This is a genomic window from Streptomyces xylophagus (genome assembly GCF_000716435.1).
Classification (GTDB): Bacteria; Actinomycetota; Actinomycetes; order Streptomycetales; family Streptomycetaceae; genus Streptomyces; species Streptomyces xylophagus.
This window is the reverse complement of record NZ_JNWO01000018.1, coordinates 1-25,739: the sequence shown is the minus strand read 5'-3', so window position 1 is coordinate 25,739 and position 25,739 is coordinate 1. Positions and strand designations below refer to the sequence as shown.

Sequence of the window (25,739 nt, the reverse complement as noted above, 5' to 3'; positions counted from 1 at the left end):
GTCTGATAACAAAGTTGGGGCTGGCTGTGTGCGGCACAGGATCGTCGACCATACTGCCCGCTGTGGAGCAGCGCATAGGTTCGAGCAGCCAGCCCCTGGAGGGCGAGCCCGTGAAGGGTGCCGGATTCGACCCGGCCTTCATCCCGGGGCTCACCGCACCCGCCGTGTCCTCCGACGCACCGGAGGACACGAAGTCGGGGGACGCGAAGCCGGAGGACGTGAAGCCGGAGGACGCGAAGGTCGAGGACGCGAAGGCCGAGGCGGAGGAGCCGGAGACGTCGGAAGAGTCCTCGGCGTCTTCTGAGCCCGAGGGCGAGGAGCCGTCGGTCGCGAAGGTGGACGTCAAGAAGGCGGACGTCGAGAAGAAGACCGAGGCCGACGACGCCGAGGCCGATGATGCCGACCCGGAGTCCGAAGGCCCCGTCTTCGAGGCATCCGACCGTCGTGCGGAGATCGTCGCGGACGAGAAGGGCGTACGACTGCGCCTGGACGACCAGGCGTGCGAGTTCCGCTGGGACGAGATCGGTGCCGTGGAGACGGAGACCCCGCGCTTCGGCAAGCGGTTCACCATCACGGTGCACACTCCTGACCGCCGGTGGTACCCGATCGAGATCGAGGCGGCGGCCAGGAGCCGGTTCGCCGAGTGGGAGACACAGCTCGACGCCGTCCTCGACGCTTACTTCGAGGACGGCGACGAGGACGCGGACGACGAGTCCGCCGAAGTCGACGAAGCGGCGCTCGCCGAGGCGGAGGCAGAGGTCCGCAAGGACTAGCCGGCCGCAGCAGAGGACCGACTAGCCGCAGTACTGGGCCTCTTTGCCGATGGACCGGTACATGCAGTCGGCGTTCTCCAGCAGTTGGAACACCGCGTCCCGGTTCCGGGAGGTCTCCCGCTCGATGACCTCGTCGGGCGGGTAGAACCCACCCCCGGAACTGGACGTCGGATACATCTCGAAGGTGTAGTCGAAGATCTTCTGACTGCCCCAGAGGTAGTCGTCGATCGAACCGTCCGTGATGTACAGGTCGCTGGACTGCTCGGCCGTGTAGCCGTTGCTCGCGCCCATCTTCTGCCCGACGGCCTTGAACGCGGCGGCGTCGTCCGCGGTCATCCCGGTGGCGGTGTCGGAGTACGTGTACCCGAAGGGCCACAGCACCAGTTCGCTGTAGGTGTGGAAGTCGATGCCCGCGGTGATCTGTTGCTTCCCGCCGACGACCCGGCTCCGCACGAAGTCCGCGACCACCTTCACCTCGGGCGCCGACTCGGCGGACGTACCCCGGTAGGTCTCGGACGAGGTCGAGCCCGAAGAGCCGCCGCAGCAGCCCCACTTGTAGTTCCAGTTCCGGTTGAGGTCCGTACCGACGTAACTGGAACCGGAGTTGGGCTGGCGGTTCTTGCGCCAGGACCGGTAGGCGCCGGTCGCGATGTCGTACTCGCCGCCGTCCGGGTTGAGGTCGGGCACGATCCAGATCTCGCGGCTGTTGACGATGTTCGTGACGCGGGAGTCGGTGCCGTAGCCCGCGCCCAGCTCGCGCAGCAGGTACAACGCCATCTCCACCGTGAGGTGTTCGCGCGCGTGCTGGTGGAAGGTGAAGAGGACCTCGGGCTCGTTCTCGTCGGTGGCCACGTTGTCGCTGACCTTGATGGCGACGATGTCCCGGCCCTGGTACGACTTGCCGATCACCTTCTTGCTCATGATGCCCGGGTAGGCGGCGAGCCGCTGGTCGATCTCCGTGTTCGCCTCGGCGTAGTTGTGGTACTTCGAGTCGGCCGTGGGGAAGTCGAGGAGGCGGGGGGCGTCCGCTGCCGTGGAGCGGTCCGGGGCGGAGCCCAACAGCGAGACCGCGTAGCCCTGTTGGCGCAGCTGCTTGATCTGGGCGGCGCGGCCGGAGACGACCACGGTCTCCTCGTCGGACTCGTCGACGGTGACGCCGGCCGCCGCGATGGCCGTACGCGTGACCGGTGTGTTGTGGTCGACGTGGATCTCGTACTGGCGGATGTCGTCCGCGGCCGGGGCGGCCTGCGGGGCGCTGTCGGCGGAGGCCCTGGCCGCCGTGGCCGTCTCGGCGACGGGGGCGGCGAGGGCGAGGGCCATCAGGGCGGCGAGCGCGGCGGTGCGTCTGCCGCTTCGGGTGCCGCTACGGGTGTCGGTTCGGGCGCCTGAGCCGCGTATTCGGAGTCGCATGAAATCTCCTTGCTGGAGTGGGGGGTGTTCCAGTGCGACGTGCGGGTGGGTGTTCCTGTGTGGCGCCTATGTTGATGTGTTGGCATGGTCAGGTCAAGAGTGTCCAAAGTCGGCTGGCTGGATTACCTCCACTGCGGACTGAGCGCGATCTCCCGGAGCTGCTTCATGGTCAGGGCCGGGGTCTTGCGCGTCGAAGCGGTGTCCTGGGCACCGGAGTTGAAGGCGCTGATCACCACTCGCCTCCCGTCGGTCCGGATGGTGTCGACGGTCCACATGACGACGCCCGCGCCGCCCTTCTCGCCGGGTCCCTGGTGCGTGGCGACCTTCGTGCCGTCGGACAGGACCTCCGCGTCGGAGCCGAACAGCTGGTCCTCGACATCCGACATGTCGGGCTGCACGTTGATCTGTACGAGGCTCTTGCCCTTGCCGTCGTCGACGACCAGATAGCCGAACTCGGCGTCGTCGGTGTCGCCCGCCTCGGACACGGTGAGGCCCTTCGGCAGCAGACTCCGGAGCATGGAGGTGACGGAGAGGGGGGCGGCCGTGCTCGAACTCGACGGTGTGGTCGGCGGGTTCGAGTCCGCCGGCATCGCGTCGATCGCCTCCCGCCACGCCGTCGCGGCGGCCAGCTTCCTCAACCGGTCCGCAGACAGCGGCGGTTGGGGCCTGGTGATCGGTGCGTCCTTCTCGGCGGCGGCGTTCCACTCGCTGATGCTGACGTGCTGGCCCTGCGGGGTGACGAGTTCGGCGCTCCACCACTTGGTGTCCACGCGCCGGTCCGGATACTCGTACCCCTGAAGGACCATGACCACCGACCCGTCCGCCAACCGACTCCTGCCGCACGCGTCGTAGGGCGTGAACGCCTTCGCCGGGCACGTGGTGACCTGGCGCGCCTCGTCGCTCCCCGGCTGGATCCTGCCGAGGCCGACACCGATGGCGGACGCGCCCTTGCCGTCGTCGTAGACGAGTTGGACGTACGGCGACACTCCCGCGTCCGTGCCCAAGGCCTCGGCGTTCGTGAACTTGCCGTCGCCGAGCAGCCTTTCGAGCGTACGGATCAGGGCGTCGCCGGAGACGGGGGTGGGGGCGGCGGAGGCGCGGGTGGACGCGGCCGCGGAACCCTGTGCCTTGGCGGGGTCGCCGCTCGGCAGGAGCAGGGCGCCGCCGATGCCGACGAGGGCGATACCGGCGGCGCCGCCCATGACGGCGGCGTTCCGGCGTCGCAGCAGCCGCCGTCGTCCCTTGAGGGCACCGGCGGTGACGAGTGCGGCGCGGTCGGTCTCGAAGGCGTCGCCCGCGTGCCGCAGGCCGGCGGTGAGCCGTTCCTCGAAGGGGTCGACGGTATCGCTGGGTTGTACGTCGGGCATGGCGAACCACCGTTTCGCATAAGGGGAGTTGACGGGGTGACGAGAGGGGTGTTCAGGGGCGCGCGTACTCGTCGAGGTTCTCGCCGAGCAGTTCGCGCAGCCGGCCGAGCGCGCGGACGCACCGGGTGCGTACGGCGGCCGAGCTGACGTGCATGACGTCGGCCGTCTCCTCGACGGACCGGTCCTCCCAGTAGCGCAGGACGACCACGGCACGGTCCTTGGCGGGCAGCCGGGACAGGGCCTGGAGCAGAGTCAGCCGCAACGGGGTGTCGCCGCCCGCGGTGCCGGGGTCGGGCAGGTCGGGCAGTACGGCGGTGGCGCGCTCGGTGCTGCTGCGGCGCCGCTGATGGGTGAGGAAGGTGCGGGTGAGGACGGTCTGGGCGTACCCGGCGGGGTTGCCGACCCGGGACATCCGTCCCCAGCCGACGTACAGCCTGCCGAGGGTCTCCTGCACCAGATCCTCGGCGAGATGCGTGTCCCCGGCGGTCAGCAGACAGGCGGACCGATAGAGATGCCCGGCGCGCGCGGCGGCGAACTCCTCGTACTCATCGGCACGTTCCTGTCGTCGTCTCATACCCGATCCCCCTGGCCCCCGTGGGCTGTTGACGGCACCGCCCTCACTTGTACTGATGCGGTGGGCGCGCGGAAATGTTTCAGGTCGTCCGTATCGATTCGTGCGCCCCGAACACGCCCTTGCCCTCCCGGGGGCCGGCGTGAAGACCATGTCCTGGACCGCGTACGCCCGTTGCAGCGAGGGGAACTGTCGTGTTCGACAACCTGCGGGACCTGGACAAGCTCAAGGACAAGGCCGAGGAGATCGCCGAGGACCACGGTGACACGATCGCCGGCGGGCTGGAGAAGGCCGGTGATCTCGTCGACGAGAAGACGGACGGCAAGCACAGCGAGCAGATCGACACTGCGGTCGACAAGGCGCAGGGACTGCTGGAGAGGCTCGCCGAGAACGCCGACGGCAAGAACCGGCCGGCGGAGTAGGCACAACGCGAAGGAGTGCGACCCGACGACCGGGTCGCACTCCTCGATCACCACAGATCTTCAGGCGCCGCTACGGCAACGCATGCACATGCGCCCCCACCGAGTTCGACCACGAACTACCCGCAGCCGCATCCCAGTTCGTCGACCACGTCATCGCCCCCCGCAGGTCGGGGTACGTCTTCGACGGCTTGAAGGTGCCGCAGTTGGTGCCGGCGGTGAGGCAGTCGAGGGCGTTGTTCACGATGGTGGGGGAGACGTAGCCGCTGCCGGCCGCGCTTGTCGAGGCCGGGAGGCCCAGGCCCACCTGGGACGGGGAGAGGCCGCCCTGGAGCTGGATGCAGGCGAGGGCCGTCAGGAAGTCGACCGTGCCCTGGCCGTAGACCTTGCCGTCGCAGCCCAGCATCGTGCCGCTGTTGTAGTACTGCATGTTGACGACCGTGAGGATGTCCTTCACGTTCAGGGCGGTCTGGAAGTACGCGTTCGACGTCGACTGCATGTCGATCGTCTGGGGGGCCATCGTGATGATGAGGGACGAGCCCGCCTTGGACGACAGTGACCTCAACGCCTGTGTCATGTATGTCGCGTTGATGCCGTTCTCCAGGTCGATGTCGACGCCGTCGAAGCCGTACGTCTGCATCAGGGAGTAGACCGAGTTGGCGAAGTTCGTCGCGGACGTCGAGTCGCTCACCGAGATCGTGCCGTTCTGGCCGCCGATCGAGATGATCACCTTCTTGCCGGCCGCGTGCTTGGCGACGATGTCCGCCTTGAACTGGTCGACCGTGTAGCCGCCGAGGCCGGACGAGTCGAGCGTGAAGGAGACCGCGCCCGGTGTCGAGGTCGCGTCCGCGAAGGCGACCGCGATGATGTCGTACTGGGAGGAGACGGCCGAGAGCTTCTGGACGGTCGCGCCGTTGTTGAAGTTCTGCCAGTAGCCGGTCACCGCGTGCTTCGGGAGGGTGCCGCCTCCGCCCCCGCCCGTTGCCGTCGTCGTGCCCGTCACCGCCGTCGACTTGCCCGACTCACCCGCCGAGTTGGTCGCCGTGACCTGGAAGGAGTACGACGTCGACGCCGCAAGTCCCGTGATCGTGGCGGACGTTCCCGTCACCGCCGTGATCTTCGTGCCGCTGCGGTAGACGTTGTAGCCCGTGGCTCCCGACACCGCGCTCCACGCCAGGGAGACCGACGAGGACGTCGTGGAGGGCACGGTCAGGCCTGTCGGTGTCGCCGGGACCGTCGGGGCCGGGTCGCTGCCACCGCCGCCGTCCGGGCCGTAGACCGAGATGTCGTCCGCGTAGTAGGCCGCCTGCCCGTACCAGCCGTGCGTGTAGACCGTGACGGACGTGGTGGAGGCGCCCGTCGTGAACGTCGTCGACAGTTGTTTCCAGGACGTGGTGTCGGGGGTCCACGTCGACACGTCCGTCGTGCCCGTGCCCGTCACGCCCAGGTAGGAGTAGCCGCCCTGCACCCACGCGCTCAGCGTGTAGGTCGAGTTGGGCTTGACCGCGACCGACTGGGTGCACTGGGCGTTGTCCTGGCCGGCCGGGGTGCCCTTCAGGGCCGCCGCGCCGCTGTGCACCGGGGACGAGACGGTCGTGCCGCTGCCCGCCGTACAGGTCCAGTTGGTCAGGCCCGACTCGAAGCCGGCGTTCTTGGCGTTGTTGATGTCGGCGGCGGACGCCTGGCCGGTGCCCGCGAAGGAGAGGGCGAGGGCGGCCATGGCGACCCCGGCCCACAGACGTCTTTTCCTGAGTACGGGCATGCCTGGTGCGCGGTCCACTGATGCCTCCGGTGGGGGAGTTGGAGGGGACTGTGACGAACGACGGTGGCCACCGCTGGAGTTCAAGAGTTGGTCCAGACCAATCTGCTGTCAAGAGGTCCAGACCAACTTCCCCGGCAGCGGTTTCGGTGCCCCGACCTCGATCGGCTGCTCGACCTGCCCCGTTTTGGCGTGTTGTGCGCGATGACAGTTGCGGCACGGCTGCACAAACGCTGTTCTCCGGTAACAGGGGCGTGGTTACAGTGCTGAGGTAGTCACGCAATGAAGTCGACTCGGTGTGCCGGAGTGATGCCGGTGTGCCGACAGGCGTGAAACGGGGAGCTGCGCGTGCCAACTGCCATTGCCGTGACCAGCGCCGACATGGCGCTGCCACCACAGGACGAACGAACCCTGCCCGCCGTCGTCCTGCGGGACCTGGATCAACGACCGCTGGACCAGGCGCTGTCGGAGATGCAGGCCCTCATCGACCAGCACGGGCATGTCGTCGTCGTGTCCTCGCACGCCGTCTCCGAGGGCGTGGACCGACGGCTGCACACCATCCGGTCCATCCTGGAGAGTGACCGGATCGCCCTGTTCCGTCCGAATCTCCCCCCACTCGGACTCGCCGTACTGGCCCGTCAGTTGAGGCAGCTCGGCACCTGTGACCTCAGCCCCGGAGTGCTCGCCTCGGCCGGCCGGCTGCTCACGCACTACATCCACGCCGGCGCGGTCCTCGGCTCGGTCACCAAACTGGACCGGGTCCCCGTCGGTCTCAAGTCGCACGCCAAGTCCTGGGTGCCCGGCAGCCAGTTCGCGGTGATCGCCCACCCCGAGCCGCAGCTCGTCAAGGTCGGCCCCGGAGTCACGCTCGAGGGGCCGGAGTTCGGCACCTGGATGCTGGTCGCCAAGGGGCAGTTGCAGTCCGACTGGATCGGCACCACCCTCGCCCCGGCGTGGAACGCGATGGGGCTGCGCGAGGCCACCCTGCCCGCGGAGTCGGTGAGTTGGTGGGGTACGAACAAGCTGATCGAGTTCTGTACGTATCTGCCCGACCTGTCGGTGCTGTACCAACTGGTCACCTCGGTACGGCAGTCCGTGTGCCACTGGTGCGGAATCGACGTCATCGGCGACCGTTGTGTCTTCTGCTCCGCCACACCGCCCGTTCACGAGAACCAAACGTCGACCGGATAAGTCCTCCACTCACAGGACACGCTTACAGCACACGATCCGCTCGAACAGTTCGACCCGGCCCGATCCCGCTTGATCCCGCTCGATCCGCTCATTTCCGCTCGACCGATATCCCCAATGAGGTTGTACGGTTCATGAACTCCCGTCAGCGCCGCGGCGTGATACTCCTGCTCCTGTCGGTCCTCTGCGCCCTCGGCGCGTTCGCCGGCGTCCTCTCCGTCATCAGCGACGTGAAGTCCAAGGTCGGCCCCGAAGTCGCCGCCTACCAGGTCAAGGACAACGTGGCGCCGTACACGGCCCTCACCGCCGCCCAGTTCAAGAAGATCGAGATGCCCAAGCGGTGGCTGTCGGACAACGCCGTGACCGATCTCCGGCAGATCCAGGGCAAGATCGCGGTGACGACCCTGCGGAGCGGCTCCCTGCTGCAGACCGACATGATCGTCGACCAGCCGGCCCTCCAGCCCGGGCAGCAGGAGGTCGCCATCATGATCGACGCGGCGACCGGCGTCGCCGGCAAGATCACACCGGGCTCCACGGTCAACGTGTACGCCACCTTCGCGGGCGCGAAAGAGGGCGACCCCGACCAGTCGAAGATCATCGTGACGAACGCGAAGGTCATCGACGTCGGCCACATCACCGCCCTCGACCCGGGCAGCAACAGCGACAAGAACCAGCAGCAGACCACCAACGCCGTCCCGATCACCTTCGCCCTTTCCACGCTCGACGCCCAACGCATCACCTACGCCGAGTCGTTCGCCGAGCGGGTGCGGCTCGCGCTGGTGGCGCCGGGCAGCGATACGACCGTGCCCGAGCAGGACCGGACGTACGAACTCGCGAAGGACAAGTGAGAGGCCCGCATGCCCACCAGGATTCTTCCGGCGGTCGGCGACGCGGATGCCATCCGCGCCATCACGACCCTGCTCAGCCAGCTCCCGGACGCCGACCCGGTGGCCCCGGTGGCCGACTCGACGCAGCTCATCGACACCCTGGCCCGGCTCGGCGCCGAGTCCGTCGACGAGCTGCCCGAGGTCGTGGTGGTGCATGAACGCATCGGGCCCGTCCCCGCGTTGGAGCTGGTCCGCGAGGTCGCGCTGCGCTTCCCGGCGGTCGGCGTCATCCTCGTCACCACCGACGCCAGCCCCGGCCTCTTCCAGGCCGCCATGGACTCCGGCGCCCGCGGCCTGATCGCCCTGCCGCTGAGCTACGAGGAGTTGGCCACCCGCGTCCAGGCCGTCGCCGCCTGGTCCGTGGGCGTACGGCGTCATCTGGGCCACGGCGGTGACGTGTTCACCGGTGTCGGCGGCACCGTCGTCACGGTCAGCGGCGCCAAGGGCGGCGTCGGCGCCACCCTCGCCGCGATCCAACTCGCCCTCGCCGCGCAGGCGTCGGGCCGTAGCGCCGCGCTCGTCGACATGGATCTCCAGACCGGTGACATCGCCTCCTACCTGGACGTCCAGTTCCGCCGCTCGGTCGTCGACCTCGCCGCGATCACCGACATCTCGCCCCGGGTCCTTGCCGACGCCGTGTTCCGGCACGACACCGGGATGGCGCTGCTGCTGGCCCCCGGCGAGGGCGAGCGCGGCGAGGAGGTCACCGACCGGGCCGCCCGGCAGATCGTCAGCGCGCTGCGCTCCCGCTACGAGGTCGTCGTCATCGACTGCGGTGCCCAGATGAGCGGCGCGAGCGCGGCGGCCGTCGAAATGGCCGACACGGCACTGCTGTTCACCACCCCGGACGTGGTCGCCGTACGCGCCGCGAAGCGCACCGTCCGCATGTGGGACCGGCTGCAGATCCGCAAGGCCGAGGAGACGACCATCGTCGTCAACCGGCACACGCGCGGTACGGAGATCCAGCCCGCCCTGATCCAGCGCATCACCGGCACGGCGGTCGCCGCCACCGCGATCCCCGCTAACTTCAAGGAACTCCAGGGCGCGGTGGACGCCGGCCGTCTCCACGAACTCGACAACAAGAGCGTGGTGAAGCAGGCCCTTTGGGGTCTCGCGGGCGAACTGGGACTGGTCAAGGTCCCCGAAGTCGCCCAGCGGGGCGGCCGGTCGCGCGGCGGCGACCGCGGCTCGGTGAGCTTCCGGCGCCGGAGAGAGTGAGGGGGATGCGCATGTGGTCGATCTCTTCGCACGAGCGGGACCGGGGCCAGGTCACCATCGAGTTCCTCGGCATGACCCCGCTGATCATCCTGACACTGGTGTTGATGTGGCAGTTCGTGCTGGTGGGGTACACCTTCACGCTCGCGGGGAATGCTGCGGACGAGGCGGTGCGGGCGGCGACAGCCGCCACACGCGGTGAGCGGCAGGCCGCCTGCGAACAGGCGGGCCTCAGCAAGCTGTCCGCCGCGTGGAGGGGGGACGCCGAAGTGAGGTGCGGGGGCACGGGGTTCGTCACGGCCGACGTCACGCTCAAGGTGCCCGTCCTTTTCCCGGGCTCGATCGCCTTCCCCTTCACCGTGCACGCCCACGCGGGCGCCGTAGAGGAGGCGACGAACTGACATGTCCTCCGGCCTCCGAGCGCGCGACCGCGGACAAGTCGCCGTCGAATACATCGGGTTCATCCCGATCCTGATCCTCGTCACCCTGGCGGCGGTGCAGCTCGGGCTGATCGCCTACACCGCGGAGCAGGCGGGGACGGCGGCCAGGGCGGGCGCGCGCAGCGCCTCGCTCCGGCAGGGCGCCCAGCCGGCGTGCAGCGACGCGGTCAGCGCCAGTCTCTCGGTCACCGGCTGCGCGGCCACGTTCGGCGGCGACACGGTCACCGTCACCGCGTCCATCCACATCCCGTCCGTCATCCCCGGCTACGACGGCTTCGGGGACGCCAGCAAGACCGCCACCATGCCGCTCGACCACTGAACGCGGAGCAAGGAGCAAGGACTCATGGGTCTGCGGGAACGAGTCAACCATCCCGAGGAGAACGGCCATCGGGGCGAGGACGGCCACATGGTCGCCTCCTACCGCGCCAAACTCCTGGAGGAGATCGACCTCGCGGAGATGAGCGCGCTGGCCGCCGCCGAGCGACGGGCCCGTCTGGAACGGGTGCTCGGGCACATCATCAGCCGTGAGGGCCCGGTCCTCTCGACGGTCGAGCGCGCGCAGCTGATCCGCCGGGTCGTCGACGAGGCGCTGGGCCTGGGCATCCTCGAACCGCTCCTCGAGGACGCGTCGATCACCGAGATCATGGTGAACGGCCCGGACGCGATCTTCGTCGAACGCGGCGGCCGGGTCGAGCAGTTGCCGCTCCGCTTCCCCTCCCACGACCAGCTGATGCAGACCATCGAGCGCATCGTGTCGACGGTCAACCGCCGGGTGGACGAGTCGAATCCGATGGTCGACGCGCGCCTCCCGTCCGGCGAGCGCGTCAACGTCATCATCCCGCCGCTGTCGTTGACGGGCGCGACGCTCACCATCCGCCGCTTCCCGCGCTCCTTCACCCTCCAGGAGATGGTCGGCTTCGGCTCGCTGGACGAGCACATGCTGTATCTCCTCGCGGGGTTGGTGCACGCGAAGTTCAACATCATCGTGTCGGGCGCCACGGGCACCGGGAAGACGACTCTCCTCAACGCGCTCTCCGGCCTCATCCCGGAGACCGAGCGCATCATCACCATCGAGGACTCGGCCGAACTCCAGCTCCAGCAGTCGCACGTGATCCGCCTGGAGGCCCGCCCCCCGAACGTGGAGGGCAACGGCCAGGTCACCATCCGCGACCTGGTGCGCAACTCGCTGCGCATGCGCCCCGACCGCATCGTCGTCGGTGAGGTTCGAGGCGGCGAATCCCTCGACATGCTCCAGGCGATGTCCACGGGCCACGACGGCTCCCTCGCGACCGTCCACGCCAACAGCGCCGAGGACGCGCTGATGCGCCTGAAGACCCTGGCGTCCATGTCCGAGGTCGAGATCCCCTTCGAGGCCCTGCACGACCAGATCAACAGCGCCGTCGACGTCATCATCCAGCTGACCCGCTTCGCCGACGGCGCCCGCCGCATCACCGAGATAGCCCTCCTCGACAGCCACGGCAGCGAGCCGTACCGGCTGGCGACGGTGGCCCGCTTCAGCCCCCAGCCCATCTCCGCCGACGGCCGGGTCTACGGCGCCTTCGAGTACTTCCCGCTCTCGCGCCGTACCGCCGACCGTCTCTACATGGCGAGCCAGCCCCTGCCGCAGGCCTTCGGCGTCGCCCACACCGCAGAACAGCTAGCCCTCCGAGAAGCCAGTAGGTAGGGACCGACCTCATGGATCTCCAGACGATCGTCACGCTCACCACCGGCATCACCCTGCTGACCTGTGTCCTGGGTGTCGCCGGCGTGCACGCCTACGCCACCGGCAAGGCGCAGCGCGCGGCCCTGGTCGACCGGCTGTCGTCGACCGGCCAGATCCCGCTCGGCCGCACCCGCCGCTTCCGCAACCTGGACCGCAGACTGCGCCGCACCCGCCTCGGCCGCAAGCTCGAACTGCGGCTGTCGGCAACGGGGTTGGACATGACACCGGGCGAGTTCTTCGTCTACATGCTGGCCACGGTCGCGGCCCTCTGGCTGATCGGCCAGGCGTCCCTGGCACCCTTCTTCGGCCCGATCGCGGGGCTGCTGGGCATCGGGGTGGCGATCCAGTTCCTCAACTGGCAGCGCCAGAAGCGCATCGAGCGGTTCATCAGCCAACTCCCCGAACTGGCCCGCATCATGGCCAACGCCACCCACGCCGGCCTCGCGCTGCGCACCGCGATCAGCATGGCGGCGGAGGAGCTGGAGGCACCGGCCGGGGAGGAACTCGCCAAGGTGGCCAACCAGTTGGCGGTGGGAGCCTCCATGGACGACGCGCTGGGCGAGCTGGCGGACCGCCTCCCCTCCCGTGAACTCGTCGTCCTGGTCACCACCTTGGTGCTCTCCAACCGGGCGGGCGGCCAGGTCGTCAGCGCCCTGCGCAACCTCACGGAGACCCTGGACGAACGCAAGGAGACCCGCCGCGAGGTCCGCACCCAGCTCTCCCAGGTCAACATGACGTCGTACGCCGTTCCGGTGATGGGCGTGGGCGCCCTCTTCCTGATGAACGGCGTCAAACCCGGTGCCCTGGAACGGATGACGGGCTCCCCGATCGGCCAGGCCTGCGTGATCATCGCGTTCGGGCTGTACGCGGTGGGCTTCATCCTCATCCGCCGCCTGTCCCGCATCGACGTCTGAGGGGAGGGGAGATCTGATGACGGCACTCGTACTCGGACTGGTCATGGGCCTCAGCGTGTGGGGCATCTTCGCGGGCATCCGCATGTACCGCGCGGACGCGAAGCTACCGAGCGACCTGGTCCTGGCCCTGGAGGTCGGCTCGACCCGCACCGGCGCGGTCGACTCCCTCGTCGACCGCATGGGCATGCGCTACGCCCCGGCGGTCCTGCGCATGATGGGCCCCAAACTGGTCGCCAGGTACCGCCGCAGGATAGACCTCGCGGGCAACCCCGGCGGCCTGACCATCGACCGCTACGCGGCCCGCCGCGCGGTCTACGGCTTCCTCGGCGGCTTCGGCGGCCTGGTGTTCCTGGTGAAGGGGAACTACCTCCTCGCCCTGATCCTGTTCGCCTTCGGCGCGTTCTGGACGGAGGTCGGCATCTGGTCGGCGATCCGCATCCGCAGGGACGTGATCGAACGGACCCTGCCGGACTTCCTGGACGTCCTCGCGGTGGTGGTGAGCGCGGGCCTGGGCTTCCGCCAGGCGCTCGACCGTGTGGCGTCGAAGTACGAGGGCCCGTGGGCGGACGAACTCCGCATCACCCTCCGCCAGATGGACCTGGGCATGAGCCGCCGAGCGGCCTTCACGGAACTACGACGCCGGAACGACAGCGAGCAAGTAGCCATGTTCGTCACGGCGTTGCAGCAGGGCGAGGAGCTGGGCGCGCCGATCGTGGACACCCTGGTCTCCCTGGCGAAGGACATGCGCCGCACGGACGCGCAGAACGCGCGGCGGAAGGCGGCTCGTGCGGTGCCCAAGGCCACCATGATGATCACCACGTTCATGGTCCCGGCGACGATGCTCCTCCTCGGCGCGGGCCTGCTCCTCGGCTCCGGCACGGACTTCAGCACGATCACGGGCAAGTAGGGACGGGGGCGACGGGAAAGATGGCGACGACGGAGGAACGCGAACGTACGAGACTGCTGCGCCGGCGCCCCAAACCGACGGAGATCACGACACCGCCCGCGGGCACGGTCCTGCCGGACCATGTGCGGTCGGGGGCGTCGGACATACCGATCACGTCCGTCACGCCGGCGTTGCCGCCGGGGTGGGTGCGGGCGGGGTCTACGGGGACGGGGTCGACGGCGTCGAGGCTGGCCGGGGTGCCGGCGCAGCCGGGCGTGGGGCGGACGGCCGCCGACGGTGAAGGCCCCCCACAGGGGCCACCCGCACCCGACAATGAAGGCCGCACGGGCGGTGCGGGTGGGAAATCGATCCCGGCCGAAGGCCGGGAAGTGGCTCTCCCCATCCAGGTGAGCGCGCTGCAAGCGATGTGCAGGCAAGTCTTCGGCTTCCGCCTCGCGATGATCGCCCTCGCCGCCCCCTCCGCCCTCGTCAACGCCAACCCCGGCGTAGCCACCCGCCTCGTGGGCGCAGCCGTAGTGGTCACCTTCATGGCGTCCTACGTCCTGTTCAGGGACTGGGAACGCTTCGGCCCCCTCCTCCTACGCCACCCCTCCCTCCTCGCCGTGGACACCCTCTTCGGCTCCCTCCTCCTGATCTCGGCAGGGCCCACCAGCACGCTCGCCTACGTCAGCGTCTGCACCCCCCTCCTCGCAGGCATCGTCTACGGCTGGCGCGGCGCCGCCGCCTTCGCGAGCCTCCAGGCGCTGATCCTGGCGCTGGCGCAGACCGCCGCGGCGGACGCCCACAAGGGTGTGGCGCAGACCTTCCTGCTCCCCGGCCTGTGCGTGATCGCCGGCGCGGTGGGCGTGACCCTGCGCAACCTGATGCTCCGCTTCGGCGAAGCCACGACGGCCCTGACGACAGTCCAGGCCCGTCTCGCCGTGACAGAGGCGGTAGGGGCCGAACGAGCCCGCCTGGCACGCGAGTTGCACGACTCCGTGGCAAAGACCCTGCACGGCGTGGCACTCGCGGCGGACGGCCTCGCGGGTACGGCGGGCGCGGACCGCATGAACCCGACCCTGATCAGACAACAGGCGGAACTGGTGGCCCGGTCGGCGCGCAGGGCGGCGGCGGAGTCCCGAGAACTCCTGGCGGACCTGCGACGCGAGTCCGACCCGGACGAGGGCACGGACGTACTCGTCGAACTGGCCGCCCGCACAAGGGACTTCAACACCAGGACCGGCCTGCCCACGACGTATCGCCCGACGGGCGACCACGGGGTGCCGCCGGTCCCGCCCGCCGTGGCCCGCCAACTCCTCACCATCGCGACGGAGGCGATGGAGAACGCCCACCGCCACGCAACCCCCACCAAGGTCGACGTACACGCCGGAGTCCACGACAACCTGCTCCGCATCAGCGTCTACGACGACGGCCGCGGCCTGCCCCCCGGCACGACCCTCGAACAGCTGCGCAGGGCAGGCCACTTCGGCCTGGTCGGCATGGTCGAACGGGCCGCGTCGGTGGGCGCCCGCATCCGTATCGGCAGAGGCGGCCACGACACGGGCACGGAGGTCCGGCTGGAACTCCCGCTGGGAGCCCTGACGTCAGCGAAGACGTAACCAGGCAGCCGAGTCCGACGCCCCACCCATCCCCCCACACAACGACCCGAGAGGAGGCAGCCATGCCGGACCAGACGACGCCCCACCCCGGCGCGCCGCAGCCGCCACCGAACCCGTTCCACAACTTCCCGCGACCCACCCCGACTTCGTCCCTCCGAGTCGTGGTGGCCGACGACAACCCGGTGGTCCGGGCCGGCCTGACGGCCCTGTTGTCGGGCCGCGCGGACATCACGGTCGTGGCGGAGGCGACGGACGGCCGGGAGGCCTACGAGGCGGCGCACCTCCACCGCCCCGACGTGGTCCTCCTGGACGTACGGATGCCGGGCGTGGACGGCATCTCGGCGCTTCCCTACCTGGTGCGGATCGCGCCGGTCGTGATGCTCACGTACAGCAGGGAGTCGGAGATCGTCCAGGAGGCGCTGCGGCGCGGGGCGGGCGGGTATCTGGTCCACGGCGAGTTCACGGCGGACGAACTGGTGGCCGCCGTAAGGGACATCAAGCTGGGCAGGGCCCACTTCACGCCGTCGGCGGCGGGCGCGCTGCTGGCGCAGTTGCGCCAGGAGCGGGCAGGTTCGGGTGCGTCGCTGCCCGAGGGCCTGGGCTCCTACGAGTCTCAACTAGGTGCAGCTGCAAACGGAGCAGCCTCTTCAATGACCCTTCCTCAGGCGAATTCACCGCAGGGGCTTTCGCAACTGCAATCAAATGTGAGACAGTCGTCCTCGGACAGGTCACGGTTCCAACTGAGCGCGAGGGAGGCGGAGATCATGGACCACATCGCGTCCGGCATGACCAACCAGCAGATCGCCGCCACCTGCTTCATCTCCGAGAAGACCGTCAAGAACCACATCAACCGCATCTTCGCCAAACTCCACAGCACCAGCCGTTCCGAGGCCGCCGCCAAGTGGCTTGGTACGGCGCCGGGTTCGGCACGAGGACTGGGGTGACCGGGGATGCCGGGGCGGGGCAGCGAGTTGTCGGGCCTGCGGGTCCGGCGCGCCGGTCGGGACTCCGATTGGGCCCGGGATTGGGCCCTGGGGCCCTCTTGCGGACCGGGTGTTCCGGCATACCGTTCTCGTGTCGAAAGCGGCACCGGCGACGAGGAAGCCGGTAACGCGTCACTCGGAGGGGAACACCATGAGCGACCTGATGCTGAAGACCGCCGTCGCGACCAAGGTCCGCGTGAACGGCTGGAAGAACACGACCGTCGCGGCCGTCCGGCGCCGGGGCGGCGACAAGGGGCAGACCGCGGTGGAGTACCTGGGGATCATCGCGGTGGTGGTGGCGATCGTGCTGGCGATCAGCGGTACGGGCATCGGGCAGGCGATCCTCACCAAGATCACGGCGTTGATCGGCAAGGTGGGGAATTGACGCGACCGCGCCGGTACGGCGACGCAGGGCAGGCCTTCCCCATCTACATCACGGTGGTGGGGGGTCTGCTCTTCCTTGCGTTGGCGTATTTCGCGGTCGGCCAGGCCACAGTGAACCGGAGCGGCGCCCAGACGGCCGCTGACGCCGCGGCGCTCGCGGCGGCACAGGACACCCGGGACCAACTTGCGGACGAGTGGGTGAACGACGTACTCGACCCGACCAAGTGGCAGGGCATCTTCGACGGCCAGGGAGTGGTGTTCGGCGGCTGCGGGCGGGCTGACCAGCTCGCGGCGCAGAACGACGCCAATGTGCTGAGGTGCGAGGGGAACCCGTCCCTCCTGCGCTACGACGTGAATGTGCAGACCACGAAGACGATGGGAGAGTCCATCGTCCCCATCACGGCGACCAAGAGGTCGAAGGCCTTCGCCGCGGCGGTCATCGAGCCGCTCTGCACGTTCGAACTCCCCGGCGCGGACGCCGGCAGCGGTGTGTTGCCGCAGCTCACTTGCAAGGACGGGAGGAACTGGGACCTGGATCCGACCGATCTCACCGATCTCCCGGAGCCCCAGGACCTCTTCGACGTCCATCTGGCCGACTGACAAGCGAACGACGAGTGACGAAGGAAGCAGAGTGATGAGCATTCGGTTCACTGCGAAGGCCCGCAGGGGGACGGTCGCGTTGGCTCTCGCGGCCGGTCTGGCCCTCGGGGTGGCCGGCTGCGGCGGGAGCGGCGACGACGGCAAGAAGCCGGACACATCGGCGTCCGCGTCGAAGAGCGCCGGCTCCGACCCGAGTTCTCAGGAAGGACAGTCGGAGACTCCCCTGGCCGAGCTCCAGGGCGCCGACGGCCTGCTTCTTCAAATCACCTCCGCCACACGTGATTCGGGCGGATTCGTCACCGTGAACGGCACCCTCAAGAACGACGGCGACAAGGTTGTCACCGTCCCGGCCCAGGTCAGCGGGGACGAGACGGAGATCATCGCCCACGGCATCTCGCTGGGCGGTGCCACCCTGGTGGACTCGAAGGGGAAGAAGCGCTATTACGTGCTGCGGGACACCGAGGGCCGCCCGCTGACGACGACCGGCCTCGGCAATCTGGAAGCGGGGCAGACGCTGCCGGTCTTCATGCAGTTCCCCGCGCCGCCGACGGGGACGACGGACGTCACGATTCAACTGCCCACCTTCGCCAGCGGCACCATCAAGATCTCCGGGTGAGGCCACAGTGACCACCACTCCCCGTCTCGCCCTCGTCGTCACCGCCGCCACGATCATGGTCGCCGCGAACATCGTCGGCGCGGTGGCGGCCCACGCCGACGACACCCCGAGCCCGAGCGTCCCCCCGGGCACCGAGGCCTCGGCCTCCGCCCCGGTGAAGGTCGACCCGAACGACCCGGACCTGAAACTCCCCGAGGGCGCGACGCTCGCCGACCCCAAGGTTCTGGACATCAAGTCGGTCGTCGAGGACCAGGGCGGCGAGGAACGCCGTGAGGACACCAACACGGACGTCACCTTCGCCCTCCAGGCCGAGGTCCTCTTCAGCAAGAACAGCGCCAAGCTGAGCGCCGCGGCGAAGTCCCGTATCGACACGATCGCCGAGGAGATCAAGAAGCAGAACGCGACAACGGTCCGCGTCTTCGGCTTCACCGACAACCTCGGCTCGTCCGCACACGGCGACGTCCTCTCCAAGCAGCGCGCCGACGCCGTACAGGCCGTCCTGGACTCGGAGTTGAACGACCCGAACATCACCTTCGAGGTACGCGGCTACGGCGAGCAGTACCCGATCGCCGACAACTCCACGGAGGCCGGCCGCAAGAAGAACCGAAGGGTCGAGGTGACGTTCCCGCGCACGGGGAGCTGAGCGACGTGGCTTTACAACAGGTGGTCCGCGCCCCGGGCCGATTTCACCGCGGCAGTAAGGATCAGGCGGCACCTTGTCTCAACCGTGTGACGTCAGCGCCGTGTAGGCGGCTTCCGCGTGTCGTGCGGCAGAGGTGTCGGCGGGGGCGTTGCGAAGGAACTGGTGGGGCACGCCGTCGAAACGGATGTGTCCCTGGGACAGGACGGTGATGTGGTCGGCGTCGTCGGTGAGGTCCGCCACATCGTGGGTCGACATCAGGATGCTGAGCTGGCTCGTGCCCACTGCCGTGGCGAGCAGGTCGCGAAACACCCGTCGCTGAGTGGGGTCCATGCCCGCTGTCGGTTCGTCCAGGAGGAGGACTCGGCAGTCGTGCATGAGTGCGGCGGCGACGCCTACGCGACGCAGCTGGCCGCCTGACAAGGTCTTGGCCTTGTCGTCGGCCCGGTCCTGGAGGCCGACTTTGGTGAGTGCGCCCAGAGCGTGGTCCCATGCGTCCCGACGGCTCATGCCTTTCAACCAGCCGGCGTAGGAGACCTGCTCCCTGGCGGTCAGACCGGCCACCGGGGTGATCTGCTGCGGCATCCAGGAGACGTGGCGGCGGTACTCCCGCGCGGTCGAGGCGATGGTGTCACAGGTGATCCGACCGGACTGCGGTTGGATCACGGAGGCTCCGAGCCGCAGCAGAGTCGACTTCCCGGCTCCGTTGGGTCCCAGGAGAATGGTGAGGCCGTCCGGGACCTGGTACGAGAAGTTGGTGAGCACGGGCTGGTGCCGACGCTTGTACCGGTAGGTGCAGTCGGTGAACACGATGCTCATGGGCGCGATCCTTGCCGGGTTGTCATGTGGTGGTTGAGTGAGATGCCGAGGAGAAGGGACGCTCCGGCGGCGACGGCCGCGGTGGACGATCCGAGGGCGAGTCCGGTGACGGCCCAGGGAAAGAAATCGTCTGCGGTGCGGTGTCCCACGAGGACCACGAGGAAGATCCATGCCGTGGGAAACACGATGCTCGACCTTCCCGTCCACCCGCGCGCGCACAGCGCCAGGCCGGTCAGGAACAGGCTGTTACGACCGGCCGCGACGACTGCGGGGGAGTCGAGAAGGAAGCCTCCGACGGCTGTGAGTGCCGCGACCGTGATCATGGTCACCACTACCAGACCCGTGTCCAGCCAGGCGACCGGACGGGTGCCTGTCACTTCGGCCGTGGTAAGGCGGGAGTCGAGACTCTGCACCAGAGCTCCCACGACGAGCAGTGGGGTGAAGCCGGCCAGCAGGACGGTGTTGCCCGCGGTGACACTGATCGCGGGCAGGACGACCGTCCCGTCCTGGAAGAGGAACGTCAGCAGGCCGAAGGCAGCGACACCGCAGGCGAGCACGGTGTGGACCAAGCGGGTCTTCAGCCACCAGATCACGAGGATCCCTCGCAGGCCGACCGGGAGATCTTCTTGTACCAGGACACTTGCTCGGTCGCCGACTTCGCGGAGACCTCGTCCACCGCCTTCAGAGTCTCCTGGTGCTGCGCCGGGGTGTAGAACGGGTCACCGGCCGCTATCCGCTCGTAACCGGGCATGGTTCCCGTCTTCTGCTCCAGCCAGAGCAGAACGGCCCGCCGCAGTGTCGGCTGCGGCATCTCGCAGGGGAACTTCACGTAGGTGCCGATGACTTCGGCATTGACCCGGTTCTCCTGCTGCGCCGTGGACAACAGGAGATAGCCGGTGTCCTTCGTGTTGTCCGGCGTGAACCTGCCGTAGTCCAGTGCCTCTTCCACACGCTTCGGCGGCGAGTCGACCACCTGGTACTTCTCCAGCACGGCGAAGGTCCGGTGGACCTCATCGCTGATCGCCTTCGCGTCCTTCCCCGCGTTCACCGGGAGACAGACCTCCGGAGCCGTACCCGTGCAGGTTGTCCGCACGGCGTTGACGTTCACGCTGGGGTTGTAGTTCCAGTCCTTCACGATGCTGTGGGAAATCAGCACGGCGCCCACGCACACGACCAGTCCCAGCCCGCTTCGCAGCAGCGCGTGTCCCCGCGTCAAGGTGAGTGAGGCCGCGACCGCGAGGCTCAGAGTGGGAAGGAGCTGCGCCACCATCGACGCCGCGGTCGCGGTCTCCGCGAACCCGAGGTGCGCGAAGTACTCGCCCGACATGTGCCGTAGGTAGAAGGGCTCCATGGCATGCGGATAGGACACCAGCAGGAAGACTCCGCATGCCATGACGGGAACGGCCAGCGCGGGCTTCAGACGCTGTCCGACGACGAAGCCGATCACCCCGTGTGCCGCGCAGAGCGCCATACCCAGCAGCAAGGGGGGAAGACTGACCGGAGTGGGCCACGTGGGTCGCTCACTGAAGGCCAAGGCCACCGGTACGAGCAGAATCAGCCAGCCGACGGCCACGACAGGGCTCAGGGCCAGGGCGACGACCGTCCACTCCCGCCGGTACGGGGCCGACTCACGGACGCGTGACTCCTTGAACCGCGCTCCCTGCCAGGCAGCGGCCGCGGAGACCAGCGCGTAGGAGAGCGCATACACCTGTTCGATGGACCGTTGGACCAGGGTCGGAGCATATGGATACGGCCAGTAGGCGACCTGGTCATGAGTGGAGAAGACGTAGAAGGAGAGCGTCAGACCGAGGGCGGGCACCAGGGCGGGGAGAGCGGTTGACGACCGTATGAGGGTTGATATGCGCACATTGACTCCGGCAGGAGTGGAAGGTGGCACCCGGTAGATGTTCCGGGTGCCACCACATGGATCCTTCTGGCCCTGAGATCGACTAGTCGGCCTTGGACGTGTCGACGTACACCGTGCCCACGTTGAGCAGGCAGCAGGAGCCGCCCTGGGCTATCTTGTCGGCCTCGAACTGCAGTGTGTTGGTGCCGCTCGGGACGTTGGTCCACTCGCCGTTGCTGGTGCCGCCATTGAAGCAAGCGGTGAACGTCTTGCTGCCGAGGCTCTCGTTGGGAAGGACCGAGTAGTAGTGCCAGAGCTTGACGACAACGGACTCTGTTGTCCCGTACTGCGCAAAGCAGTTGGTGAACTGGATCTGGCTGTAGGTTCCCTGGTCCTCCCAGGTTCTCGACTTGTCGCCGTCGGTCCAGCTTGAGATGTAGCTGGACCAGTTGGCGGACGCGGTCGAAGCGCTGAGTACGACCAGGCTCGCTGCGGCGACCAGGGCAGCCCCAGCCCTCTTGACGGTGCTTTGCATCTGCATGAACTTCCACCCCCCTTTACTTTGCCTTCACGTGAATGAAGCTTGAAGGTACGGATGGTTACTCGGTGGTTACAAGCTGCTTTTTGGTCATGATCACGTCGATTATCGGATGGTCCTGAGCTCCGGGCCCCACCGGAGATTGGGCACGGATCTGGGCCCACGGACCCATCCCGGGCACGCGCCCCGTCTCTAACCTCAGCCATGTTGTGAACCAACGTCGGGAGGACCGGCGGAAGTTGCCACGCAGGGGGGAACATGGCGTCGGTCGGAGGCATTTCGCAGGCCGGTGGCGGCCGGCCGGGTGGTCGGGGTGGGCGTCAGGAGATGCCCGGAGAACTGTCCGTGGCCCTGGTCCTCGTAAACGCCCTGTTCGCGGTCACCGTCGTCGGCGGCTTCGGCCTGCTGATGACCGCCGCGTCGTACGACGCCCTCGACGGACAGGTCATCGCCCTCGTCGCGTACGCCGCCGCGCCGGGTGCCCTCGGCTGGTGGCTGGCCCGGCGGAGTTGGGAGGGCGGCACCCGGGTCCGGCACGGACTCGTCGCCGTACAGGGCTGGTTGATCCTCGGCGGTGTCGTCAACCTCGTCTCCGGATCCGCCCGCGGCGGACTGCAACTCCTCCTCCCGATCCTCATCCTCTTCTTCCTGTTCCGCCCGGAGAGCCGCCAGTGGTACGGCCTCACCGAGCTGGAACGCGTCGAGCGCCGCCCGTTCTCCCTGTCCCGGCTGATCCGTTGGCGCCGGGACGACGGGCAGACCGCGGTCGAGTACGCCGGGTTCATCGCCATCGTCGCAGCCCTCATCACCGCTCTGCTCGTCAGCGGCCTCGGCACCCAGATCTTCACCGGCATCCAGTCGGAGATCTGCAAGGTCACCGGCATGGCCTGCCCGGCGCCGGCCGGCGGCGACACGGACGTGACCGCCCAAAACGGCAACGGCAACGGAAATGGCGACGGCAACGGGAACGGGAACGGCACCACTGGCGGTACCGGCACCACCGGAGGCACGGGCGGCACTGACACGACAACCACCACCACCGACCCGACCGACGACAAGAAGACCGACCCCGCCGACGACAAGAAAGACGACGACGGCTGCTTCTCCGGCGTAGGCGCCTTCTTCGGCTGCGCCGGCAACCAGGTCAAGCAAGTCGGCCAAGGCATCTTCGTCGACGGCGTCTGGGGCGACCTCACCGGTATCTACGACATGGTCCGCCACCCGGTCGACACCGTGAAGGGCATCGGCGACTACGGCAAGCAGCTCGGCCACGACTGGTCGGAGAACTCCAAGGACGCCGGGAAGAAGTGGTCCGACGGCGACTACGGCGGCGCTCTGTGGGACTGGACCGGCGCCTCCGTCAAGACGGGCGGCACGGTCCTCTACGACGTGTTCATCGGCGACGATGTCGCCAAGGACTGGAAGAACGGCGACAAGACCCGTGCCGTCAGTCACGTCCTCTGGAACGTCGGCTCCCTCTTCATCCCGGGCTACGACATCGGCAAGGTCGTCGAGAAGGTCGGCGACCTCGGCAAGATCGGCAAGCTGGGCAAACTCGGCGAACTCGCCGAGAAGGCGGCCAAGGCGGCGGAGGACGCGAAGAGGGCGGCCAAGGTCGGTGACGTGGAGGGCGCGGAGAAGGCGGCGAAAGAGGCCGACGACGCGGCCGAGGAGGCGGAGAAGAAGGCCGAGAAGACCGGCTGCACGATCGGCGCACCGAGCCGCCGCATTCCGTACGACGGCAACGGTCCGAAGTACGACGGCGGACTCACCGGTTCCTCCGGCACGGGCACCACCGTCCTGGCCGCCGGCGGCTCGCCCCACGTCGTACTCGCTCAAGGAGGCGGCTGCGACGAGGACGCCAAGAAGGAGGCGGAGGACGCCCGTAAGAAGGCGGACGAGGCCGACGCGGCGGCCCGTGCCGCGGACTTGCAGCACGCCGCGGACGAGGCCAAGAAGGCCATTACGGACGCCAAGGACAAGCAGAAGACGCCCAAGGGCGACCGGTTCACGCTCGACGAGAAGAAGATCGACGACCTTGTCGCCAAGGCCAAGGACAACCCGGACCTCAGCAAGGGGGAGATCGGGAAGGTCGAACTGACCCAGTCCCTCAAGGACTTGGCGGACATGCTGAAGAACACGACCATCGACAGCCAGAGCCGCGGTTCGCTCGGCGGCCCCGTGCTCAGGGCCGGCAACCGCTATCAACTGGCCGAAGCCATGGCCGAGGTCAAGGCCGCGACACGTGCCGCCGACGATGCCGCCGAGGGCACCAAGGTCTACGCCGGCGTCGGCGCGAAGAAGGGTCGCCAGACCGTGGACATGGGGGACGGCACCACCGCCGATCTCAGCGGTATCGACGACGCCGACGTGGTCTACAAGGGCAAGGACGGCACCCTCAATGTCGTGGAGGTCAAGAACACGGGACAGGCCGCCACCCAGGCCTCGATCCGTGCCCAGGCGCAGAAACTGGCCGACTGGCAGAAGGCGAACCCCGGCCGCAAGGCCCGCTACGAGATCGAGACGCAGGACGGCTGGGACAAGGTCTTCGACGGTTTCCAGAAGGACAAGAAGACCGGCACCGTCCCGGACGGCACTCCCGCGCAGACTCTCGCCGAGAACGGCCTCGACCTTCGCGTCGCCGGCCAGGACATCTCGGCGCAGCAGCTCAAGGCGATGAACGACGCATGGAGCAGGAAGACTCCGGCCGAGCGGCAGGCGGCACGGGACTCGGGCAGGATGAAGGACCCGAAGACCGCCATGCAGTATCTGGGTGTTTCCTGACGTGGAGCGGACCGGCGGACGACCAGAGGAACGGAGCGGCCGGACAGTGACCGCACATCACCTGCTGCCCGCGGACATGCGGCGGCTCCCCTCACCGTGGAACGACCTGACCTGGGAACGGAAGCCGGCACTGGACGAGCTGCCGCACACGGAGGCGACCGAGCGAGCCGCCCTCGATGCACTGGCGGCCGCGCTCTCGGGCTCGTCGGCGCCGCCCGTGCCGCGCGTCTGGAGCGACGAGTCGTGGGAACTCTTCGACCGGATCCGTCACGAGGCCGGGTACCGCCTGGACCAGGTCATGCCGACGGCCGACCGGTTCACCCGCGAGGGCATCGCCGATGTACTGCGGGAGTGGGCGGGCGCAGCGCGACTGCCGGTACCGTCCTGGTGGCTGGAGGACCAACTCGACCTGATCGTCGGGGTGTTGACCGACCAGGTGCTCCAGGGCTGGGCCCATGACGTGCTGCGCTGGCTTCAGCAGAAGCCGTACGACGAGGCGGGTGTCGCGGCGGCCGCCGAGCGCTGCGTCGAGAACGGGCTCGCCTCCCAGGACGCGGTGAACCTGCTGCATGCCCTCGGCACACCCCACGGCGAACAGGCCCTGCTGCGCGTCGTACAGGACGCCGGAGCGAGCGAGAACAGCCGCGCACAGGCGCGGGACGCACTGCTGTGGCTGCGCCGCCCCGGCTACGACGCCCGTGCCCGGCAACCGGCGCAGGGAGAGCACCCCCTGCTGCCTCCCGCCGTACGGGAACTCCCGTACAGCTGGGGCGCCGGCTTCCAATGGCCGGTGGAACTGCCGGAGAGCGACGAGAACATCGCCCGCGCAAGGGCGATTCTCCTGGCCTGCGCTCCGTCCGAGCCCGTGAACGAACCGGTCCCCGCCCCCTCCTGGCACGGCTACGAGGACGAGGAACCACCCGCCTGGCTCGAAGTCCGGCAGGTCATGCGGGAGTTGATGCCGTACGCCCGCCTGGTCACTGAGGAGCGGATGACCGAGGCGACGCGGGAGTGCGCGCTGCTCGGCATCCCCGGCGTACCGCCCGACCCGAACAGTGAGGAGGCCGCGCACTTCGTCCGGCGCTGGACGACATGGATCAGCGGCTGGATCGCCGGCGAGGTCTTCACCTGGCTCGGCATGTACGTCGACGACGACACCCTCGTCACCTCGTGGGCGATGGAACTCGCCGAGCGGTACGCCCGGTTCGGCTTCGTCCCCGAGCAGGCCGTGGCGATGCTGCGCGGGCACGACACCGTGCCCCGCAGCCGCGAGGCCCTGGCCCGACTGGCGGCGGAACCTACTCCGTCTCCACCGTCACCCGAGCCCCCACCCCCACCCCCCACTCCGTCATGACCCC

General features: G+C 68.6%; 26 protein-coding genes. 18 read left to right on the top strand and 8 right to left on the bottom strand.

All coding sequences use genetic code 11. From position 1 onward, the window contains the following. Nucleotides 1-62 precede the first annotated feature (62 nt). A complete protein-coding gene (locus OO70_RS33630; RefSeq protein ID WP_043679730.1) occupies nt 63-773 on the top strand; it encodes a hypothetical protein in 711 nt (236 codons plus the stop codon). Between the two features lie 21 nt (nt 774-794). On the opposite strand, the gene OO70_RS33625 is transcribed toward OO70_RS33630, so the two are convergent. From OO70_RS33625 to OO70_RS33615, 3 genes are all read right to left on the bottom strand, one after another. Continuing rightward, entirely contained in the window at nt 795-2,183 is a 1,389-nt protein-coding gene (locus OO70_RS33625; protein WP_043679727.1) for a M14 family metallopeptidase, read from the bottom strand. A 122-nt stretch (nt 2,184-2,305) separates the two neighbouring features. After that, a complete protein-coding gene (locus OO70_RS33620; protein WP_043679724.1) occupies nt 2,306-3,550 on the bottom strand; it encodes a hypothetical protein in 1,245 nt (414 codons plus the stop codon). Between the two features lie 52 nt (nt 3,551-3,602). Beyond that, nucleotides 3,603-4,124: a SigE family RNA polymerase sigma factor gene (locus OO70_RS33615; RefSeq protein WP_043679722.1), complete on the bottom strand. Its 522-nt coding sequence runs from the start codon at nt 4,122-4,124 to the stop codon at nt 3,603-3,605. Between the two features lie 191 nt (nt 4,125-4,315). On the opposite strand from OO70_RS33615, the gene OO70_RS33610 reads away from it, so the two are divergent. Next, nucleotides 4,316-4,543 (top strand): antitoxin, encoded by a 228-nt coding sequence (locus OO70_RS33610; protein WP_043679719.1) that lies wholly within the window; start codon nt 4,316-4,318, stop codon nt 4,541-4,543. A 70-nt stretch (nt 4,544-4,613) separates the two neighbouring features. On the opposite strand, the gene OO70_RS33605 is transcribed toward OO70_RS33610, so the two are convergent. Then, nucleotides 4,614-6,302, bottom strand: a complete 1,689-nt coding sequence (locus tag OO70_RS33605; protein WP_199827469.1) for a chitinase — start codon at nt 6,300-6,302, stop codon at nt 4,614-4,616. A gap of 378 nt (nt 6,303-6,680) precedes the next feature. Between OO70_RS33605 and OO70_RS33600 the strand changes: the two genes are divergently transcribed. The 14 genes from OO70_RS33600 to OO70_RS33535 all read left to right on the top strand — a co-directional run bounded on the left by OO70_RS33600 (nt 6,681) and on the right by OO70_RS33535 (nt 18,397). After that, nucleotides 6,681-7,490: a hypothetical protein gene (locus tag OO70_RS33600; RefSeq protein ID WP_234337011.1), complete on the top strand. Its 810-nt coding sequence runs from the start codon at nt 6,681-6,683 to the stop codon at nt 7,488-7,490. Nucleotides 7,491-7,621: 131 nt separating this feature from the next. Next, a complete protein-coding gene (gene cpaB, locus OO70_RS33595; protein ID WP_043679711.1) occupies nt 7,622-8,335 on the top strand; it encodes a Flp pilus assembly protein CpaB in 714 nt (237 codons plus the stop codon). Between the two features lie 9 nt (nt 8,336-8,344). Continuing rightward, the gene (locus tag OO70_RS33590; RefSeq protein WP_043679708.1) at nt 8,345-9,592 is read left to right on the top strand and encodes an AAA family ATPase; all 1,248 of its coding nucleotides are present in this window, start codon (nt 8,345-8,347) and stop codon (nt 9,590-9,592) included. An 11-nt stretch (nt 9,593-9,603) separates the two neighbouring features. After that, nucleotides 9,604-9,990 carry a TadE/TadG family type IV pilus assembly protein gene (locus tag OO70_RS33585; RefSeq protein WP_043679973.1) on the top strand — a complete coding sequence of 129 codons (387 nt, stop codon included), beginning with the start codon at nt 9,604-9,606 and terminating at the stop codon, nt 9,988-9,990. Between the two features lies 1 nt (nt 9,991). Continuing rightward, entirely contained in the window at nt 9,992-10,348 is a 357-nt protein-coding gene (locus OO70_RS33580) for a TadE/TadG family type IV pilus assembly protein (protein ID WP_043679706.1), read from the top strand. A gap of 24 nt (nt 10,349-10,372) precedes the next feature. Beyond that, the gene (locus tag OO70_RS33575; RefSeq protein WP_043679703.1) at nt 10,373-11,713 is read left to right on the top strand and encodes a CpaF family protein; all 1,341 of its coding nucleotides are present in this window, start codon (nt 10,373-10,375) and stop codon (nt 11,711-11,713) included. Nucleotides 11,714-11,724: 11 nt separating this feature from the next. After that, on the top strand, nt 11,725-12,666 hold the full coding sequence (locus tag OO70_RS33570; protein WP_043679700.1) for a type II secretion system F family protein: 942 nt from the start codon (nt 11,725-11,727) through the stop codon (nt 12,664-12,666). Nucleotides 12,667-12,682: 16 nt separating this feature from the next. Beyond that, nucleotides 12,683-13,573 carry a DUF5936 domain-containing protein gene (locus OO70_RS33565; RefSeq protein ID WP_043679697.1) on the top strand — a complete coding sequence of 297 codons (891 nt, stop codon included), beginning with the start codon at nt 12,683-12,685 and terminating at the stop codon, nt 13,571-13,573. A 404-nt stretch (nt 13,574-13,977) separates the two neighbouring features. Continuing rightward, nucleotides 13,978-15,171, top strand: coding sequence for a sensor histidine kinase (locus tag OO70_RS33560; protein ID WP_199827468.1), 1,194 nt, complete (start codon nt 13,978-13,980; stop codon nt 15,169-15,171). A gap of 62 nt (nt 15,172-15,233) precedes the next feature. After that, on the top strand, nt 15,234-16,115 hold the full coding sequence (locus tag OO70_RS33555) for a response regulator (RefSeq protein ID WP_043679692.1): 882 nt from the start codon (nt 15,234-15,236) through the stop codon (nt 16,113-16,115). Nucleotides 16,116-16,305: 190 nt separating this feature from the next. Then, nucleotides 16,306-16,539 (top strand): Flp family type IVb pilin, encoded by a 234-nt coding sequence (locus OO70_RS33550; protein ID WP_043679689.1) that lies wholly within the window; start codon nt 16,306-16,308, stop codon nt 16,537-16,539. Further along, nucleotides 16,536-17,138 (top strand): pilus assembly protein TadG-related protein, encoded by a 603-nt coding sequence (locus tag OO70_RS33545; RefSeq protein WP_043679687.1) that lies wholly within the window; start codon nt 16,536-16,538, stop codon nt 17,136-17,138. The genes OO70_RS33550 and OO70_RS33545 overlap by 4 nt, the downstream gene beginning before the upstream one ends. Before the next feature lie 34 nt (nt 17,139-17,172). Next, on the top strand, nt 17,173-17,754 hold the full coding sequence (locus OO70_RS33540) for a hypothetical protein (protein ID WP_043679685.1): 582 nt from the start codon (nt 17,173-17,175) through the stop codon (nt 17,752-17,754). 55 nt (nt 17,755-17,809) lie between these two features. Beyond that, entirely contained in the window at nt 17,810-18,397 is a 588-nt protein-coding gene (locus tag OO70_RS33535; protein WP_234337010.1) for an OmpA family protein, read from the top strand. A gap of 78 nt (nt 18,398-18,475) precedes the next feature. On the opposite strand, the gene OO70_RS33530 is transcribed toward OO70_RS33535, so the two are convergent. The 4 genes from OO70_RS33530 to OO70_RS33515 all read right to left on the bottom strand — a co-directional run bounded on the left by OO70_RS33530 (nt 18,476) and on the right by OO70_RS33515 (nt 21,600). Continuing rightward, nucleotides 18,476-19,213, bottom strand: coding sequence for an ATP-binding cassette domain-containing protein (locus OO70_RS33530; RefSeq protein ID WP_043679680.1), 738 nt, complete (start codon nt 19,211-19,213; stop codon nt 18,476-18,478). Then, nucleotides 19,210-19,806: a hypothetical protein gene (locus tag OO70_RS33525; protein WP_051741879.1), complete on the bottom strand. Its 597-nt coding sequence runs from the start codon at nt 19,804-19,806 to the stop codon at nt 19,210-19,212. Before OO70_RS33525 ends, OO70_RS33530 begins: the two co-directional genes overlap by 4 nt. Further along, the gene (locus OO70_RS33520) at nt 19,803-21,080 is read right to left on the bottom strand and encodes a hypothetical protein (protein ID WP_158711548.1); all 1,278 of its coding nucleotides are present in this window, start codon (nt 21,078-21,080) and stop codon (nt 19,803-19,805) included. The genes OO70_RS33525 and OO70_RS33520 overlap by 4 nt, the downstream gene beginning before the upstream one ends. A gap of 82 nt (nt 21,081-21,162) precedes the next feature. Continuing rightward, complete coding sequence (locus OO70_RS33515; RefSeq protein ID WP_051741877.1) at nt 21,163-21,600, bottom strand: hypothetical protein; 438 nt, start codon at nt 21,598-21,600, stop codon at nt 21,163-21,165. A 324-nt stretch (nt 21,601-21,924) separates the two neighbouring features. Here OO70_RS33515 and OO70_RS33510 point away from each other — a divergent pair, with 324 nt between their 5' ends. Next, nucleotides 21,925-24,381: a Flp family type IVb pilin gene (locus OO70_RS33510; RefSeq protein WP_051741876.1), complete on the top strand. Its 2,457-nt coding sequence runs from the start codon at nt 21,925-21,927 to the stop codon at nt 24,379-24,381. 46 nt (nt 24,382-24,427) lie between these two features. Continuing rightward, the gene (locus OO70_RS33505) at nt 24,428-25,735 is read left to right on the top strand and encodes a hypothetical protein (RefSeq protein WP_043679674.1); all 1,308 of its coding nucleotides are present in this window, start codon (nt 24,428-24,430) and stop codon (nt 25,733-25,735) included. Nucleotides 25,736-25,739 lie beyond the last annotated feature (4 nt).